Origin of the sequence: Dyadobacter subterraneus, assembly GCF_015221875.1 — a bacterium.
Lineage (GTDB): Bacteria > Bacteroidota > Bacteroidia > Cytophagales > Spirosomataceae > Dyadobacter > Dyadobacter subterraneus.
The window spans coordinates 5890040-5908094 of the sequence record NZ_JACYGY010000001.1 but is presented as its reverse complement, the minus strand read 5'-3'; the positions used below and the strand labels follow the sequence as shown (position 1 = coordinate 5908094).

At 39.4% G+C, this 18055-nt stretch carries 14 protein-coding genes, 1 pseudogene and 1 riboswitch; of the genes and pseudogenes, 11 read left to right on the top strand and 4 right to left on the bottom strand.

The genetic code is table 11. The annotated features are described in order from the left end of the window. Positions 1-48: 48 nt before the first annotated feature. The 3 genes and pseudogenes from IEE83_RS33670 to IEE83_RS24590 all read right to left on the bottom strand — a co-directional run bounded on the left by IEE83_RS33670 (position 49) and on the right by IEE83_RS24590 (position 2045). A pseudogene (locus tag IEE83_RS33670) lies at positions 49-461 on the bottom strand (PIN domain-containing protein). After that, positions 458-661: a hypothetical protein gene (locus IEE83_RS24595; protein ID WP_194123127.1), complete on the bottom strand. Its 204-nt coding sequence runs from the start codon at positions 659-661 to the stop codon at positions 458-460. Before IEE83_RS24595 ends, IEE83_RS33670 begins: the two are co-directional and overlap by 4 nt. Positions 662-737: 76 nt before the next feature. Next, positions 738-2045 carry a UDP-N-acetylmuramoyl-tripeptide--D-alanyl-D-alanine ligase gene (locus IEE83_RS24590; RefSeq protein ID WP_194123126.1) on the bottom strand — a complete coding sequence of 436 codons (1308 nt, stop codon included), beginning with the start codon at positions 2043-2045 and terminating at the stop codon, positions 738-740. Between the two features lie 136 nt (positions 2046-2181). Between IEE83_RS24590 and IEE83_RS24585 the strand changes: the two genes are divergently transcribed. The 11 genes from IEE83_RS24585 to IEE83_RS24530 all read left to right on the top strand — a co-directional run bounded on the left by IEE83_RS24585 (position 2182) and on the right by IEE83_RS24530 (position 16323). Continuing rightward, positions 2182-4407 carry a T9SS type A sorting domain-containing protein gene (locus IEE83_RS24585; RefSeq protein WP_194123125.1) on the top strand — a complete coding sequence of 742 codons (2226 nt, stop codon included), beginning with the start codon at positions 2182-2184 and terminating at the stop codon, positions 4405-4407. 272 nt (positions 4408-4679) lie between these two features. Beyond that, complete coding sequence (gene rhaT, locus IEE83_RS24580; RefSeq protein ID WP_194123124.1) at positions 4680-5762, top strand: L-rhamnose/proton symporter RhaT; 1083 nt, start codon at positions 4680-4682, stop codon at positions 5760-5762. A gap of 20 nt (positions 5763-5782) precedes the next feature. Beyond that, positions 5783-7030 (top strand): DUF6786 family protein, encoded by a 1248-nt coding sequence (locus IEE83_RS24575; protein ID WP_194123123.1) that lies wholly within the window; start codon positions 5783-5785, stop codon positions 7028-7030. A 45-nt stretch (positions 7031-7075) separates the two neighbouring features. Further along, complete coding sequence (locus IEE83_RS24570) at positions 7076-8245, top strand: FG-GAP repeat domain-containing protein (protein WP_194123122.1); 1170 nt, start codon at positions 7076-7078, stop codon at positions 8243-8245. 40 nt (positions 8246-8285) lie between these two features. Next, positions 8286-9131 (top strand): sugar phosphate isomerase/epimerase family protein, encoded by an 846-nt coding sequence (locus IEE83_RS24565; protein WP_194123121.1) that lies wholly within the window; start codon positions 8286-8288, stop codon positions 9129-9131. 90 nt (positions 9132-9221) lie between these two features. After that, positions 9222-9314, top strand: a riboswitch (SAM riboswitch). Between the two features lie 156 nt (positions 9315-9470). Continuing rightward, complete coding sequence (locus IEE83_RS24560) at positions 9471-10715, top strand: peroxiredoxin family protein (RefSeq protein ID WP_194123120.1); 1245 nt, start codon at positions 9471-9473, stop codon at positions 10713-10715. Between the two features lie 44 nt (positions 10716-10759). Continuing rightward, positions 10760-11953 (top strand): cysteine desulfurase family protein, encoded by a 1194-nt coding sequence (locus tag IEE83_RS24555; RefSeq protein ID WP_194123119.1) that lies wholly within the window; start codon positions 10760-10762, stop codon positions 11951-11953. A gap of 203 nt (positions 11954-12156) precedes the next feature. Continuing rightward, positions 12157-12435, top strand: a complete 279-nt coding sequence (locus IEE83_RS24550; RefSeq protein WP_194123118.1) for a hypothetical protein — start codon at positions 12157-12159, stop codon at positions 12433-12435. 168 nt (positions 12436-12603) lie between these two features. After that, complete coding sequence (locus IEE83_RS24545) at positions 12604-13104, top strand: GNAT family N-acetyltransferase (RefSeq protein ID WP_194123117.1); 501 nt, start codon at positions 12604-12606, stop codon at positions 13102-13104. After that, positions 13101-14021, top strand: a complete 921-nt coding sequence (locus IEE83_RS33475) for a GNAT family N-acetyltransferase (protein WP_310588566.1) — start codon at positions 13101-13103, stop codon at positions 14019-14021. Before IEE83_RS24545 ends, IEE83_RS33475 begins: the two co-directional genes overlap by 4 nt. Positions 14022-14193: 172 nt before the next feature. After that, on the top strand, positions 14194-16323 hold the full coding sequence (locus IEE83_RS24530) for an ATP-binding protein (RefSeq protein ID WP_194123116.1): 2130 nt from the start codon (positions 14194-14196) through the stop codon (positions 16321-16323). 75 nt (positions 16324-16398) lie between these two features. Here the strand turns inward: IEE83_RS24530 and IEE83_RS24525 are convergent, their stop codons facing one another. Continuing rightward, positions 16399-17928 (bottom strand): malate:quinone oxidoreductase, encoded by a 1530-nt coding sequence (locus IEE83_RS24525; protein WP_194123115.1) that lies wholly within the window; start codon positions 17926-17928, stop codon positions 16399-16401. Positions 17929-18055: the final 127 nt, after the last annotated feature.

Here is an 18055-nt window from a genome sequence, read left to right as displayed (position 1 = left end):
ATATTGAGAAAGTTATTCAGGATTTGTAAGATCGAGCTTGTCATAAAGCTATTGTGTATTAATTATTTGATTAAAACCCAGACTTTTTAGATGAGTAGTTAATTGTCTATCCCCGGTCCAGAGCATTCCATTTTTTTGTAATGTGAGCGCTACAAATGCGATGTCGTTACTATCAACTCCGGAAGTCAACCGCTCTGCCTCAATCCAGAATTTTTCTTCTATGATTGATTCATTAACAAAATCAACCTGTTTGGTGATTTCATAAAAAAGTGTAGTTGTTTTTTCTTCTGTAAGCCTGGAAAGTTTTAAGATTTGGGCTGGTGTTTGAACATTTCAGCAATCGTATAGTAGCAGCTTATACGACTTATTTCAGGAAGAGGACTAAAAAGAATTTCTGCTATTTTGTTGTTGGGAGAAATACAGGCACTAAATAATATATTAGTATCAACGATAATGATCATTTTATAAAACGGCTGCGATTTTGATTCCACCAGTTTTTGTTGGCTTCCCGGGATAGTTCCAAAGCTTGTTCTTCGGTGCCTTTGTTTTCCGTAACGATTTCTAAAACGTTGATGTAATCAATCAGTTTTTGAACAGCGCTCATGTTGATTGCGCTGCTTGCCTTAATGATAATATTCTGATTTTGACGTTCAATGATCATAATTCTCTTTTTATCAAATATACTAAGAAAAACCAATCCTGTCAAAACCAGGTCAATTCGTTTATTTTGTCTAAAACTATTGCGCCATCACACTCAGCACCGACTCCAAAGCCATCCCTCTTGATCCTTTAATTAGTATCAATGTCTCATGCTGCGGATTATCCATCACCCAGTTGTGCAGTGAAAATTTGTCGGGGAAATAATAAGCTTTTGGTAATGCTGCCAACGCAGCCTGCATATGTTTTCCGGTAAGAATAACCAGGTCGAATTTTGCATCAGCCACCAGTTTTCCCAAAGCTAAATGTTCTTCTTCCGAAGCGTCTCCAAGCTCAAACATATCACCAAGGATAACCATTTTATGCTTGGCTTCCATATTGGCAAAGTTTGTAATCGCTGCGGCCATGGAAGACGGATTTGCATTGTAGGCATCCATGATCACCGTATTTGTTCCTCGTTTTACGATTTGGGAGCGGTTATTATCCGGCTGGTAATTGGCAACGGCTTCATAAGCATCGTCGTCGGTTACGCCAAAATGATTTCCAACAGCAATGGCGGCGCACATATTATCAAAATTGTATTGTCCGGGAATATGTGTGGTTACAATTTTTCCTTTATTTCCTTCAAAAGTAACCACAGGACTTTCCTGAATTAATTTGGGGTTTACCGGACTGCTTTCTGTACAGTAAAAAACAATTTCACCGAAAGCCCTGCGCTTGCTGACCATTTCCATGACTGCATCATTTTGCACATTCACAAAAACGGTCCCTTTCTTTTTGGACAGATAATCCAGAAGTTCGCCTTTGCCTTTCACAATTCCTTTAACACCACCAAAACCTTCAAGATGTGCTTTCCCGATATTGGTGATCAAACCATGCGTAGGTTGCGCGATGCTGCTCAGTAATGCAATTTCCTCCTGATGATTCGCACCCATTTCAACAACCGCCATTTCGTATTTTGCAGCGTCAATAGCAAGCAGCGTTAGCGGTACGCCAATGTGATTATTCAGGTTTCCCTTCGTTGCGTAAGTTTTATATTTCATGGACAAAACCTTTGCAATCAATTCTTTGGTGGTCGTTTTTCCGTTTGATCCGGTTAATGCGATTACAGGAAAAGTAAAAGTTTTTCTGTGATGCCTGGCCAAATCCTGAAGAGCTGTTAATACATCTTCAACCAATAAAAACCTGGCATTTGTTGCAACATCCGGATTATCTACAACGGCATAAGCAGCTCCTTTTTTCAGTGCTTCGGCTGCGTATGTGTTGCCATCGAAATTATCTCCTTTCAAAGCAAAAAAGATGCATCCATCTGTGATCTGGCGTGTATCTGTGCTAATTGTATGGCCTTTAAGGTAAATGTCGTAAAGCTGTTCAAGAGAGGTATGCATATAAATAGCTGACTTTGTAAATTCTGTAAATAAAGTTTGAAGGTTCCGCTCAATCAAATGCTTTGTAATTTCGTTAGGTTTACGAGCTTAATGTTGGCCGGATTGACTGACAAAATTAATAGATTATTATTCAACGATGTGTACGAAATTTACCTGCCTCTTATTCTTTATATTTTCTACATTCTTTCTTTCGGAAAGCCGTGCGCAACAATCATGGTTTAAACTGGATACGGTAACAGTACTTTCGTCTGGCGGAAAAGCTTTATTAAATCCATGGGCCGGCGGTTTGAACGCTTCCCAAATAAGCAAAATGGATCTGAATGGTGACGGAACTGAGGATCTGGTTGTATTTGACAGAACTAGTGGTGATTTATCAACTTTTTTAGCATCAACTGATCTAACAAATGCTCAGAAAAAAGTTTATCTTCACGCGCCTTCCTACGAATATCTTTTTCCTAAAATTGATAACTGGCTGATATTGAACGATTACAATCGCGACGGACTAAAAGATCTTTTCACATATACAGCGCTGGGAATTACCGTTTACAAGCAAGTGAAAAGCGGCACAGCCTGGCATTGGGAATTGGCAAAAGATGCTTTATACACGGATGGATTATCAGGAAATGTAAACCTTCAGGTTTCCAGTCCGGATATTCCGGGTATAACAGACATTGATGACGACGGCGACCTGGATGTGATCACTTTTGACTATTCAGGTGTATTTATTGAGCTGCATCAGAACATGAGCATGGAGCGGTATGGCGTGCCGGATAGTCTGGTTTATAAAAGAAACGGTATTTGTTGGGGAAATTTCCATAAGGGCGATGGTGAAGATTTTGTGCTGGGTGAAGATTGCAATGTGGTTAGCAATCCTGATGCAAACCGTATTTTACACCAGGGAAATTCTATTATGCTCCATGATCTGGATGGTGACGGAAAAAAAGATCTGTTGGTGGGGCATATCAGTAATGATCATATGTCTTTTTTGAAAAATACCGGCGAAAATCTGATTGCCAATTTTACAAGTTTTACTCATATTTACCCACCCGCTGATCCCACTGTTTTTTATATTTTTCCTTCGGCTTATTACGAAGACGTCGATTTTGATGGTGTAAAAGATTTGATTGCTGCACCAAATGTGGCTAATAACGATGGAAATCTGATGGATTTCAAATCTTCCAACTGGTATTATCACAACGCCGGTACGACCGATAATGCAAATTTTCAACTGGTACAAAAGAACTTCCTTCAGGATCAGATGCTGGATGTTGGAGAAAATGCGACGCCTTCTTTTTATGATATTGATGGCGACGGCGATCTTGACATGATTATTGGAACCGGCGGAACGCGTGATGGAAATAATTTTCGGGGGCGTTTGTGGCTTCTGACAAATACAGGAACAAAGCAAGCACCCGCTTTCGAAATTACTTCGGATAATTATTTGAATATTCCGGCAACGCTGGATATGTATAATCTGAAAACCCAGTGGGCAGATTTTAACGGCGACGGAATTCCGGATTTGGGATTTGCCGGAACAACGCTGAAAGGTTTGGAATACCGATACATTCCAAACAAAGGCGCAAAAGGTCAGGCTGCGCAATTAAATATTGCCGACATGGTCATGATCACAATGCCAGCAGAATCACAGATTACGGATTATCCGTTTTTCTATGATACCGATGCAGACGGTGATCTGGATTTAATTGTTGGAAAACCGCAGGGCAATGTCAGTTATTATCAAAATACAGGATCAAGCAAGCAGCCTGTTTTAACATTGATTACTGAGGCTTTTGCCGGAATAACTTTAAATTATGAAGGAAGAAATGTCCAGCCTTCGGTAGCCGATATTGATCTGGATGGAAAGCCGGATTTGGTGACCGTGGATTTTTCAGGCAAACTGAAAATTTTCCATTCTGCCGATTGGGGCAAATGGACACAGCGGGAAAGTCTTTTGATTGATCATAACGGTCTGGGAACAGATCCTTTATTTGGCGGATATTTATACGCTACCGTTGCAGATTTCAATGGAGACGGGAAGCCGGATGTTGCGATAGGAAACAGTACCGGCGGAATTCGTCTTCTTCAAAATATTTTACCAATCAGCATAACGCCGGTTGAACCACCAGTTGAACAAAGTGTAAAAGTGTATCCAAATCCGGCTGGTGAATATATTAAAGTACTTTCCACAGAAAATGCCTCGTTAACCGTTTTCAATGTTGCGGGCCAAGCTATTCAATCAAATATTATGGTCAGAGCGAATGTTGAAAAAGAAATTGTTACTACAAAATGGACGCCGGGATTATACGTTTTTGAACTTCAAACCAGCCGTTCACGGATTAGTAAAAAAATCGTGATCCGTTAATTCTTCGGACAGTTAAAAATTTCAATGTTAAATTATTAACAAAAAACGATCTAAAAATTATAAAATCGCTCTTGAAAGAGTAAATACTAGTACTCAATTACTTAGGAGGTAGTGTCCATAGAATTATTAAATTTATAATTCAAAAAGACGTATTTCAGGCAGTACGGTACAGGATGCGCTATTTCTGTTCGTATGTCAACTTACGGGTTAAATGCATAACTGGCTACTCGCCTTATATTTTTTAACCACTGAACATTAAACCCTAAAACCTCATGCAGGCACTTCTTGGTGTACTTTTTCATTTCATTGGCGGTTTTGCTTCCGGCAGTTTTTATATTCCTTACAAAAAAGTAAAAGGCTGGGCGTGGGAAACTTACTGGATTGTAGGTGGTTTGTTTTCCTGGTTAATCGTTCCACCGCTGGCTGCCTATCTGACCATTCCGGATTACATGGATATCATCGCCCATACAGATGGCGGCGTTTTATTTCTGACTTACTTTTTTGGTGTGCTCTGGGGGATCGGCGGTTTGACTTATGGTCTGGGTGTGAGGTATTTGGGCGTATCGCTCGGAAGTTCGATTATTCTTGGTTTATGTTCAGTTTTCGGTGCTTTAATTCCTTCGGTTTATTACGAATTTAATCCAAAAACGGGTAAAGATTCGATTTCGGATTTGATCCATAGCAATTGGGGACAACTGGTTTTACTAGGTTTACTGGTCTGCGTAATCGGTATTATCATTTGTGGAAAAGCCGGTGCGATGAAAGATAATGACCTGAAAAAAAGCGGTATTATTTCTGAAAGTAATACTGAATTTAAAATCGGACTGGGACTGACTGTTTCCATTATTTCAGGTATTCTGAGCGCCTGTTTTGCTTTTGGAATTGATGCCGGAAAAGTAATGGCGGAAGAGGCAAATGCTACCTGGCAGGCTGCAAATCCTGGACAGGGAAATTTCCTTTTCCAAAACAACGTAACCTATATCGTAATTTTACTAGGCGGCTTGACTACCAATTTTATCTGGTGTATGCTGCTTAACGCGCGGAACAAAACTTTTAATAATTATACAGACAAAAGCACACCGCTTCTCTCAAACTACATTTTTTCGGCACTTGCCGGTACAACCTGGTTCCTTCAATTTTTCTTTTACGGTATGGGAGAAAGTAAATTGGGCAATGGTGCAAGTTCCTGGATTTTGCATATGGCGTTCATTATTTTAATTGCCAATACGTGGGGATTGGTTTTGAATGAATGGAAAGGTGTTGCTAAAAAAACGCTGGCGACCATTGTCGCCGGGATTTTGGTTATTGTTCTTTCCGTTTTGATCGTAGGCTATGGTAATTATTTGCATGAATAATCTGATCGGGTGAAATGATCGTGAAAAATAAAATTTCAATTTATATCTTCATTATGCTGACGGCCATGGCTTGTCAGGAGAAAAAAAATAAGCAGGAAAATAGCGTGGAAGAAAATGCAACAGGCCAGGAAGGTACCTTTGGGTACGACCTGGCTTTTTTGAAAAAATACAAACAGGTTATCGTTTTGGAATCTCCTGATGATGAAAATTCTCAGGCTATCGTTGTAGCAGATTATCAAGGACGCGTGATGACCAGCACAGCTGCCGGGGATTCCGGAAATAGTTATGGCTGGCTGAATTATGAATTGATCAAAAGCGGCGAAAATAAACCTCATTTTAATGCCTTAGGCGGCGAAGACCGATTCTGGTTTTCGCCCGAAGGCGGCCAGTTTTCGGTTTATTTCAAAAAGGGAAAATCATTTGTTTACGAAAACTGGCAAACGCCGGCGGTAATTGATTCCGAGCCATATGATGTAGTTTCTTCGGATTCTTCTTCGGTCAGATTCAAGAAAAAAACTACACTTGAAAATAATATCGGCACAAAATTTGACCTGTTGATTGAGCGTGAGGTTACAATGATCAATAAATCTGAGATTAAAAATCTGCTTTCTGTTCAGGATTTTGACAATATAAAAACTACGGGTTATACTTCTGAAAACGCTGTAACAAATTTGGGTGAAGATTGGAAAAGGGAAACGGGTGCACTGGGAATCTGGATTTTGGGTATGTTTAAACCGTCGACAAAAACAACGATTGTAGCCCCATTTTCCAAAACCAATTCAGAGAAACCATTATTGACTTCAAATTATTTTGGAGATATTCCGGGCGATCGGTTGGTTGTAAAAGATTCTGCTGTGTTTCTAAAAGCCGATGGAAAATTCAGAAGTAAAATCGGTTTATCTCCAAAATCTGCCAGGAAAGTTGCCGGAAGTTATGATGCTGAAAAGGGTATTTTGACCATCATTTTATATGATTTAGAATCGAACGGAGAATATTTAAAGTCAACCTGGGAGCTCCATAAAGATCCATTTGGCGGGGATGCATTGAATGCCTATAATGATGGTCCATTGGAAGACGGCTCTCAAATGGGACCCTTTTACGAGCTCGAATCGAACTCAAATGTAATGTTATTAAAGAAAAATGAAAAGCTTATCCATCGCCACAGCACTCTTCACTTTGAAGGGGAAAAATCGGATTTGAACAAAATTGCAAAAACTGTTTTAGGCGTTGATCTTAAATCAATTGAAAATGCATTTTCGTTAAAGTAATTTAGTACCACCATAATATTCCTGACCACTTAATCACCTGAAAACATGAAATACATAAGATACGCTCAATTGTTTTGTTTCGCGCAGTTTATGCTGGCAGGAGGGTTTGTTGCCGAAGCCCAAAAGAAAGTTTCCAGCGGCGTTTTCAAAAAATATGAAGTCACACCTGATTTTATAGCCGAAGGCGCTGCCGTTGGTGATGTAAATAAGGATGGTAAAAAAGATATTCTGGCCGGCGCTTACTGGTTTGAGGCTCCGAACTGGACGAAACATGAGATCATGCCTGTAAAAGCTTTTTCGTGGAAAGATGGATACAGTGATTCGTTTCTGGATTTTAGCTCGGATGTAAATCAGGACGGCTGGGTTGATCTGATCCGGATCGATATTGCGGGAAATCCTGCCGTCTGGTATGAAAATCCTAAAAATAAAGCAGGGCATTGGGTTGCAAGAGAAATTCATCCGTCGATCGGTAACGAGTCGCCTGTTTTTGTAGATATTGATGGTGACGGACGGCTGGATTTACTGGCCAATGATCCTGAGAAAAAACAGGTGATCTGGCTTAGTCCACCAAGAAAAAAAGCAGATACACAATGGGAACTTAACATTATCAGCAGTGATGAAAAAATTGCTACCCATAAATATACCCACGGCTTAGGTTATGGAGATATTAATGGTGATGGTAAAAAAGATGTGCTGGTAAAAGATGGCTGGTGGGAAGGTACGGCAGATCCTAAAAAGCCAAACTGGAAATTTCACCCGGCTAATTTGAGCCAGGATTGTGCGCAAATGTATGTTTATGATGTGAATCAGGATGGATTAAATGATGTTATTAGTTCTTCGGCGCATAACTATGGAATCTGGTGGCATGAGCAGGGGAAAGACGGATCGTGGACAGAACATGAAATCGCAAAAGATTTTTCCCAATCGCACGGACTGGGTTTTAAAGATATAAACGGTGACGGATTTCCGGATCTGGTTACAGGAAAACGTTATTATGCGCATAATGGGGGAGATCCGGGCGCGGAAGATGCTGCCGTTACTTATTGGTATGAATTCAAACCCGGAAAGACACCAACCTTCATTACGCATAAAATTGATAATGAGGCAGGAGGCGGTCTGCATGTTGAAATTGAAGATATGAATAAGGACGGCTTGCCCGATTTTGTAATGGGGGATAAAAAGGGTGTTCATTATTTTGAACAGCAAAAGAGATAATTTCCTCCTACCTTTAATACACACTTTCAATCGCAGATTCATGAAATTCGGTATCAATACCTATTTGTTTTCCTCTCCTTTTACAAATGAGAGCATAAGCTTTTTTCCAAAGTTTAAAGAATGGGGTTTTGATTTTGTAGAAATTGCTGTGGAAGATCCTGCCAATATTGATCCTGTTTTGATACGAAAAGCTTTGGACGATAACGGTTTGGAATGCCGCTCTGTATGTGCTGCAACCGGTCCGGGCAGGGATTTGCGTGGCAATCGAAAGGAGCAGGTTGTATCCTTGGAATATATTAAAAAGCTGATCGATATAGCACCAATTTTAGGAAGTTCACTTGTCGCGGGGCCAATTTATTCTGCCGTTGGAAGAGCTGATCTTGTTCCGGAAGATGAAAAAACCAAGCAATGGATTACTGTCGTAAAAAATCTCCAGATACTTTGCGCTGATGCTGAGAAAGCAAATATTAAACTGGCTATTGAACCACTAAACCGCTACGAAACAGATTTGATCAATACCTGCGAACAGGCTCTAAATCTGATTAAGGATGTGGGAAGTGATGCACTTGGGATTCATCTGGATGCTTTTCATATGAATATTGAAGAAAAAGATCCTGCCCTGGCGATTCTAAAAGCCGGAAGCAAATTAGCACTTTTACATGCGTCCGGTAGTGACAGAGGAACGCCCGGAGGTGATCAGATCAATTGGGAAAGGATTTTTGTCGCACTGGATAAAATCGATTATGCAGGCGATATTGTTATCGAATCTTTCACACCCGATGTTAAAATTATAGCCAAAGCAGCCTCAATTTGGCGAAAAGTAGAACCTTCAAAGGAATCAATCGCGGTTGAAGGACTCAAATTTCTTCGGTCCTTAAACCTCTAAATCCTGCTTTAAATTAATCTTTTTGAAAAAATAAAAGATAATGCTTGCACAGGAAAAAAATATAACACAACTTTGTCTATCAAAATAGTAGATTTATAAAGAACGAAGGGAGAGGTTAGGCTCAATGATCTTCTGGCAACCTATGACTAATAAGGTGCCCCAACCTAATTCTAATGATAAATCTTTAGAATCCACTGAATACAATTGTTGCCGGAGATAAAATCGAAGGAATTTTTATTGTCATTACTCAAAAAAAGAGTGTTTTGACTGAATTTTTAACTTATCTATCTAGTTAACTGGTAGAGATTATATACTGTATATTATTACGTTCAAACTCCTATGAAAATCAATCGTTTATTATTTGCAATTTTTCTGGCGGCAACGGCTGTCATTTCTGCTTACGCACAGAACAAACAAATGAAAGAAGGTATCTGGCGCGGCGTTTTCAAAGTGGGAGAAACGGACGTTCCCTTTAATTTTGAAGTGAAAAAGAAGCCAGGAAATCAGCTGGTTCTGACTGCCATTAACGGTGATCGTCGTGATGATTTCAATGCTAAATATTTTTCATCAGATTCATTGCAGGTGACGATGAATACTTTTGAAGCAGCATTTTTTGCAAAAATAGAAAATGACGGAAGTTTGACCGGCGTGCATAAAAGTCTTGTGCCGGGCGTAAACAGAGCAATTCCTTTTACTGCTCAGCCTGATAAAAGTTACCGTTTTGTTGAACCTGGTAAGGAAATCAAGCCAGCTGCTGATATCACCGGAAAATGGCTCGTAAAAATACAGTCGGATAAACCTGTTGCTGACCGCGTTGCTGTTTTTGAGCAGAAGGGAAATAAACTGAATGGTATCATTTTGTCAATCACCGGCGATAGTCGTGAGTTGCAGGGAAATGTTCAGGGAAATGAATTTTTGCTTTCGGGTTTTACAGGATCTGGTCCTTCTTATGTTACAGGAAAAATTATTGACGGAAAATCCATCGAAGGTGCGATCGGTTTTGGTGTGAATGCTACAAAATTCACAGCTGTTAAGGATGATAATGCAGCTCTTGCAGATGCATACTCGCTTACATTCCTGAAACCGGGTTATGAAAAACTTGATTTTACTTTTCCTGATCTGAATGGAAAACAGGTTTCGCTAAGCGACGAGAAATATAAAGGAAAGGTTGTGGTAATTGAATTAATGGGAACCTGGTGCCCGAATTGTATCGATCAGGTTTCGTTCATGGCTCCATGGTATAAAGAAAACAGAAGCAAAGGGGTAGAGATAATCGGTTTGTCTTTTGAGGCAAAAGATGATTATGAATTTGCAAAGCGCACTTTGACAAAATTGAAAACCCGCTATGATGTACAGTATGATTTACTTTTTGCGGGTAAAAATGATAAAAACGAAGTAGCCCAAAAACTGGTTGCGCTCAAAGAATTCATCGCATTTCCGACAACGATTATCGTTGGCCGTGACGGAAAAGTGAAAGAGATTCATACCGGATTTTCAGGAAAGGGGACCGGTCAATTTTATGATGATTACGTCAAAAAATGGAATACCGATCTAGCAAAGCTGATCGCTGAGCCACTACCGTAACCTCGTTCTTCTATTAAAAACAGATACAAACTAAAAACCAAATTATGGAAATTTATTGTGATAGCGCTGCGACGACGGCCATTGATCCTGAGGTGATTGAAGCAATTTTGCCTTATTTGACAACTAATTTTGGAAATCCTTCATCCAGTCACTGGGCAGGACGGAAAGTTCGGGAAATGATTGACCATTCCCGGAATACCATTGCCAGATTACTGGGCGTAACTGCCGAAGAAATATTTTTTGTTTCGGGTGCGACGGAAGCCAACAATCTTGCTTTGTCAGAATCAATCAGGGAATATGAGTTGACGCACGCAATCACAAGTAAAATTGAGCATAAAGCAGTTTTGCAACCTTTATTGAAACGCGAAAGAGAAGGGGATATTGAAATCAGTTATGTGAAACTTGATAAAAATGGAAACGTAGATCTGGAACATCTCGAACATTTGCTAGATGCCAATCCGCAGTCGCTGATCAGTTTGATGCATGCCAATAATGAAATTGGAAATATTACCGATATTGAAGCGATCAGCAAACTTGCGGAAAAATATAATGCGGTTTTTCATACGGATACGACGCAGACAATTGGCAAAGTAAAGATTGATCTAAAAGAATTTCCGGTTGATTTTCTGGTAGGATCCGCACATAAATTTCACGGTCCGAAAGGGGTTGGATTTATTTATATCAACAAAAAACACAAGCTAAAACCGCAAATCTTAGGAGGTGCCCAGGAAAAGGGACAAAGAGGAGGGACGGAAAATGTAATTGGCATTGCAGGTCTGGCGAAAGCCCTTGAAATTTCTTACCGCGATTTTGACAATATTCATGAAAAAACGGCGGCATTGAAACAACGACTGATTACCCAGCTCGAAAACAGCGGAATCCCGGATCTTGGTTTTAATGGTGAAAGTAAATCTTCTACGAAAAGCCTTAGCTCGATCGTTAATATTTCTTTTCCATGTCTGCAATCTGGAAGTCTGGTTAATAATCTGGACACGTTCGGTATAGCGGTATCCGGTGGCAGTGCCTGTTCCAATTTAGGCAACGGAGGTTCGCACGTTATTTCGGCGATTCAGCATGACGACAATAAGGAAAATGTGCGTTTTTCTTTTAGTAAATTCAACACGACAGAAGAAATTGATCAGATTGTCAGCACCATAGCCAAAATCTATGAAGTTGATAACAGTAACATACCGGAAGAGTCAATTGCTGCGCAACAGTCATTTACCTGGGTTCCTTAATGGTTCCCGATTCTGATTATGAAGCCAAATTGTTCTGATATTCACTGTTTTAGTTAAACAATCTTAAAATTTAGAAAAAAACAGTGAATATCTATTTTTCGGATTTGATTGAAATAATAAATTTTATAAATTACGCTGAGGTATTTGTTTAAGTATGAGTGCAATAGTGTTTCCAATTACTATGACGATAAACATGATTCCAAATGAAAAACACATACCAGATTAAAATTTCATATCGCAAAAATCTTAGTCTTCATAAAATAACTTCGCTGATCGAATCGGTGAAGGGCGTTAGAATTAAACAGCTTAATCTTATAAGCAAAGGAAAAAGTTTTGTCGGTGTGCTGGCCCTGGAAGTTACCCAAATGATTGACCTTGATTCTGTTGTTGCACTGATCCGTTCAACGCGTGATGTATCAAATGTTGAAAAGGTAAATCCAAATAAGTTTTCTGTTTCGGGCGATTATTACTATTCGCTTTAATAACTGCTAAAAAGCATCAGGACGCTTTAACGTTCTGTGCCGTTATTCCTTCTATTAACCAATCTCTAAAATTCAAATTACATATTCGACAAGCCATTTTGAAGGTAGAAATATTTAGTTTTGTTATTATGTAGTTGACTACATATATTTGTATGTAAATTAACTATTATGACAAATCAACTTCAAATTTCCCTGATCGGTAATTCACATTCTGCACAGGTTATCGATTTAATTCTTCCGATTCAACAAATTGAATTTGGCGTTCCGATCACACTGAAAGACCAGCCGGATCTGCTGGATATTGAAAGCAATTATCACGCTACCGGTGGTAATTTCTGGGGAGCATTTCATGATGAAAAAGTGATTGGTACGATCGCTTTGATCGGCATTGGAAATGGACAGGGCGTGATCCGGAAAATGTTTGTAAATAAAGATTTTCGGGGGAAAGAATTTGGATTGGCGCAGCAATTGCTTGAAAATCTGATCGAATACTGCAAGTCAGAAAATATTACAGATCTTTATCTGGGAACGGTTGATATATTGAAGGCGGCAATTCGTTTTTATGAGAGAAATAATTTTGTGAAAATTGAAAAGAAGGACTTGCCTGCAACTTTTCCAATCATGTCTGCCGACAATGTTTTTTATCACTTGGAGATTTCAACATTATGATAAACATTATCGATCAATCCGGAATTCTGGCGATTTCTACCCGTTTGCAGCGAATTAGTGATCGTTTTAGAAAAGACGGATTACAGATCTATAAAGAAAACGGTATTGAATTTGAGCCAAAATGGTTTCCGGTTATATATACTTTACAACAAAAAAGCGCGCTTAGTATCGGTGAACTTGCTGCTGAAATCGGTTATGCGCATCCGTCTACGATCAGCTTATTGAAAGAACTGGAAAAGGAAAAATTGATTATTTCTACAAAAGACAAAACAGATGATCGCAGAAGACTGATTTCACTAACGCCAAAAGCAGAGGAATTGATTGGTAAAATGAAACCGGTTTGGGAAATTATGGTTGCCGCCATGACCGAATTGACAGATACTCAGAATAATATTATGCTGGCTATTAATGAGGTTGAAGCTGCGTTTAAAAAGAAAAGTTTTTTGGAAAGAGCACTTACTATTATGGAAAATAACAAAGACGGAAAAGCGGTAGAAAATAAAATTGAAGTTTCACAAATAATAAATCCGGAGGACCTGAAAATGGCATTTGCTATCCGTCGCCAGGTTTTTGTTATTGATCAAAATGTGGATGCAACAGCGGAAGAAGATGGAAATGATGCAGCCACGCATTATCTGGCAAAGGTAAATGACTTGCCCGCCGGAACTGCAAGATGGCGAAAAACGGAGAATGGATACAAACTTGAACGTTTTGCAGTGCTGAACGCTTATCGCGGAACAGGAGTTGGTGGAGCGTTGGTGCAGGCTTTGTTATCGGACTTGCCGGAAGGCGCGAGGGCCTATCTTCATGCGCAGGTAAGGGCGGCCAAATTTTATGAGAAGAATGGATTTTCGAAGTTTGGTGATTTGTTTGTTGAACAAAATATTGAACATGTGAAAATGGAATTGTATAAATGACACTGGCGGTCAGCCATTCATTTTAACGGACATAGTAGGTACCTAATGCAAATACCAGACTTGTTGCTTAAATTCCAGCCAGAACTTTTTAATATACCTTTTATAAAGTAATTTTAACGTTCCTGAATTAAAGCACATTTTTTTGCAAAGAGCTCACAGTCAACGTTACAAAATGATAAAATTTTACCTCTTCACATTTTTCCTGGCGATTAAAAGGAGAGGTATCAGTATTCCTTTTGCGGTACTATTATTTTGTTTTTTCTCATGTGAAAACTCAGATTTGCAAAAAGCAGATCATACCGCCTATGTAGATAATATTCGTGAGCAGGCAAAACGTATGATGGATAGGGTAGAAAAGGAAAAGGCGCTCGCATTTTTTGATTCTGCTTACAATGTTATTCGAGACCCGGGCATTGGCGACGAGATCCAAAAATTTAGCTTTAAAGGTCGGGAGTACTATCAGAAAACAGGTGAGAATTATAAAGGTATTGCCCAGTTTGACAGTATATTTCTTATACTTTCTACCGAGGATTTAAAAAAACGATATAAACGTGAGTATTCCACCGCGTTGTTTCAAAAAGGTGATTTGCTTTTTGATATTAAACATTATAATGACGCCTACCAGTTTTATTACCGTGGCAAAGCAATTGCCCAAACAATCATGGACCCGTGTGCGGTAAGCGAGTATAGTTATAGGCTCGGCATGGTAAGTTACAAGCAGGGGAAATTTTCAGAAGCTGTGAGCAACTTTAAACAGTGTTTTGAAGATGTGGGATATTGTACCGCAGATTTCAAGAATTTCGCTTCCCGCCAGGAATTACTTGCCAACATAGCATTAAGTTACAGCAAGTATAACATGACCGACAGCTCCCTTTTTTACAGTAATAAAGCACTGACTTTTTTGCGTGACGAGGGAAAAAAGTTTCCTGAGCGGAAGGATTATATTGATATGGCCCAGGCTGTGGTTTTTGGTAATCGGGCAGGGGAATATTACAAAAAAGGTGATACACTTGCCGCTGAAAGTTTATTAAAGAAAAGTATTGCTACAAACCGGAAGAGGGGATTTGATATTCAGGATGCTCAGCTTTCCATGACTAAGCTGGGCGAATTATATTTTGAAGGCAATCGCCTGGAAGAAACACGTAAAATTGCTGATCAGTTAAGAGCTTCGCTGGACTCAAATAGTAATTTGTACGCTGAAACTGAGCTTAATAAGCTGAATTGGAAATATTATGATAAAATCGGTAGACTGGAAGATGCTTATATTTCCTTGCAGCAATACAAGGTTTTGAAAGATTCTCTGGATCGCGAGAATATAAACCTTGTTAGCGCGGACGTAGACAGAGAATTTCAAAATCTTGAACAGCAGAATAATTATATCCTGTTGAGCAAGGAAAATGATCTGAAAAAGAATTACTTGTACGTCACGCTGCTCTTTTCACTGATGGCGATCTCGATCTTGCTGCTGCTTTTACAAAACTGGAAAAGCTCTAAATTGAACGTGGCTGCACTCACAAATCTGAATAAACAAATTACGTTTCAAAATAAACAACTGGAACAGACACTTGATGATCTGCGGCAAAGTAATAAAGATAAAGACAGGATTTTGAAAGTAGTTGCGCATGATCTAAGAAATCCGTTGGGAGCAATTTCTTCCATAGCTTCACTTTTACTTGAAGAGGTTAACTTTTCAGAAGAGCACATGGAGTTTGCCAAACTGATGAAAACATCAAGTCTGCAATCTATTGAAATGATTAATGATTTGCTGGCAGCCAATTTTAATTATCGTCCGGAGGAAATGAAAAAAGATGTTGTAGATATGCAAACTCTCCTTCGGGATTGCATCGAGCAATTGAAGTTTAAGGCAGATGAAAAAGATCAGAAGGTAAATCTGGAAATAGGAGCTGATATTGTAGTTTTGGCTGATAAGGAAAAAATATGGCGTGTTTTAAGTAATTTGATTGTTAATGCTATAAAATTTAGCCCGCCAGGATCTGTCATTAATGTAAAATTATCTGACAAGGATCAGAAAATGGAGTTGTCCGTTGAAGATCACGGAATAGGAATTCCTGATGAATTGAAAGGCAAGATTTTTGATGCCTTTACAGATGCTAAAAGAAAGGGAACTTCCGGAGAGCAGCCTTTCGGGCTTGGACTTTCTATATCAAAACAAATTGTAGAAGCCCACGGCGGTAAAATATGGTTTGAGAGTGATGTCAATAAAGGAACAACTTTCTATCTGGAACTGCCGGCGGCCAAAGAAAAATCGGCTTTCGCCTTGTCTCCGTCTCTTGCTATTTAAATCCTTTGACACTACAAAAAGAAAAAGCGGATTATTCACAATCCGCTTTTTCTTTTATATAAACATTGACCTTGGTTATGCCAGAATTTCCTGCGCTTTTTTCGAAGCACTAAGTTTCAAAACCTGCGTTGTCCGGTCGCGGGTTTTTGCTGCAAGTTTCGCATCCTTCGCTAATGAATTTCCAAAAGAAGGAATCAGTTTTTGAAGCTGTTCTTTCCATTCCGGAGTGGCAGCCTGATCTTTAAAGCAGCGCTGAATCAGTTCAAGCATTATAGAAACCGAAGTAGAAGCACCTGGAGAAGCACCAAGCAAAGCTGCCAATGATCCATCAGCTGCGGTCACCATTTCTGTTCCAAATTCAAGAACGCCACCTTCTTTTTTGTCTTTTTTGATTACCTGCACACGCTGACCGGCCTTTTCCAATTCCCAGTCTTCCATACGTGCCTGAGGCATATAATCTCTTAACGCCGCAAGTCTGTCCTCTGGTGACTGTCTTACCTGATCGATCAGATATTTTGTCAACGGAATATTATGTATACCAGCAGCCAGCATTGGCTTGATATTATTAAATTTGATTGAACGGGGAAGATCCAGATAAGATCCGTTTTTCAGGAATTTCGTTGAAAACCCAGCGTATGGACCAAACAACAAAGCTTTTTTTCCATCGATAACACGCGTATCCAAGTGTGGAACAGACATCGGCGGAGAACCAACCGCTGCTTTTCCGTAAACTTTTGCCTGATGACGTTCTATGATCTCAGGATTATTACAAACCAGCCATTGACCGCTTACCGGAAACCCACCAAATCCTTTTCCTTCCGGTATACCAGATTTTTCTAAAAGTGGCAACGAACCGCCACCTGCTCCGATAAATACGAAAGGCGTACGTAATTTCTGAGATTTACGAGTTGATAGATCTTTAACAGCAATTGTCCATGAACCGTCTGACTCATGTTTAAAATCTTCAACTTCATGATTCAGGTAAAGATTAACACCGTCCTGCGTTTCCAGATAATTGAATATTGTCCTGGTTAAAGCACCAAAATTTACGTCAGTACCAAGATCCATTCGTGTAGCTGCAACTGCCTCATTCGGATCTCTTCCGTCCATAATTAGCGGTACCCAGCTTTCTATTTCAGTGGAATTGTCAGAAAATTTCATTCCCTGAAACAAATGATGTTTTGTCAGTGCTTCATATCTTTTTTTAAGATAATCTACATTATCCTCGCCCCAAACAAAACTCATATGAGGAATGTGACGAATAAATTCTTCCGGTGCTTCGGCAATTTTATTTTCTACCAGATACGACCAGAATTCCTTTGACACTTCAAAAGACTCGGCAATTTTGATTGCCTTGTCGATAGCCACGGAGCCATCTTCTTTTTGCGGTGTATAATTCAATTCACAAAAAGCAGAATGTCCGGTTCCGGCATTGTTCCATGCATCAGAACTTTCAGCAGTTACCCTGTCCAGTCTCTCAAAAATAGAGATTGTAAAAGCTGGATTTAACTTTTTAAGCAAAATCCCAAGCGTTGCACTCATGATACCAGCTCCAATCAGAACGACATCGGGAGTAATTGATTTTATAGACTTTTTGGTACGCATTGTGTAAGAAAGAATTATAGTTCATTAGGCCCATCAGCCCGGAAAAATCCAAAATCTCTTTAATGAACAATAGTGCTTGTAATAATTGTTTCCAAAATAAGCCAATTGAAAAAATAAATTGATCTAA

What these genes read in the sequence shown, in the direction of transcription:
- IEE83_RS24545 (WP_194123117.1), top strand. Translation starts at nt 12,604, where the DNA reads ATGACAAATCAACTTCAAATTTCCCTGATCGGTAATTCACATTCTGCA.
- IEE83_RS24585 (WP_194123125.1), top strand. Translation starts at nt 2,182, where the DNA reads ATGTGTACGAAATTTACCTGCCTCTTATTCTTTATATTTTCTACATTC.
- IEE83_RS24530 (WP_194123116.1), top strand. Translation starts at nt 14,194, where the DNA reads ATGATAAAATTTTACCTCTTCACATTTTTCCTGGCGATTAAAAGGAGA.
- IEE83_RS24565 (WP_194123121.1), top strand. Translation starts at nt 8,286, where the DNA reads ATGAAATTCGGTATCAATACCTATTTGTTTTCCTCTCCTTTTACAAAT.
- IEE83_RS24570 (WP_194123122.1), top strand. Translation starts at nt 7,076, where the DNA reads ATGAAATACATAAGATACGCTCAATTGTTTTGTTTCGCGCAGTTTATG.
- IEE83_RS24555 (WP_194123119.1), top strand. Translation starts at nt 10,760, where the DNA reads ATGGAAATTTATTGTGATAGCGCTGCGACGACGGCCATTGATCCTGAG.
- IEE83_RS24525 (WP_194123115.1), bottom strand. Translation starts at nt 17,928, where the DNA reads ATGCGTACCAAAAAGTCTATAAAATCAATTACTCCCGATGTCGTTCTG.
- IEE83_RS24560 (WP_194123120.1), top strand. Translation starts at nt 9,471, where the DNA reads ATGAAAATCAATCGTTTATTATTTGCAATTTTTCTGGCGGCAACGGCT.
- rhaT (WP_194123124.1), top strand. Translation starts at nt 4,680, where the DNA reads ATGCAGGCACTTCTTGGTGTACTTTTTCATTTCATTGGCGGTTTTGCT.
- IEE83_RS24550 (WP_194123118.1), top strand. Translation starts at nt 12,157, where the DNA reads ATGAAAAACACATACCAGATTAAAATTTCATATCGCAAAAATCTTAGT.
- IEE83_RS24595 (WP_194123127.1), bottom strand. Translation starts at nt 661, where the DNA reads ATGATCATTGAACGTCAAAATCAGAATATTATCATTAAGGCAAGCAGC.
- IEE83_RS33475 (WP_310588566.1), top strand. Translation starts at nt 13,101, where the DNA reads ATGATAAACATTATCGATCAATCCGGAATTCTGGCGATTTCTACCCGT.
- IEE83_RS24590 (WP_194123126.1), bottom strand. Translation starts at nt 2,045, where the DNA reads ATGCATACCTCTCTTGAACAGCTTTACGACATTTACCTTAAAGGCCAT.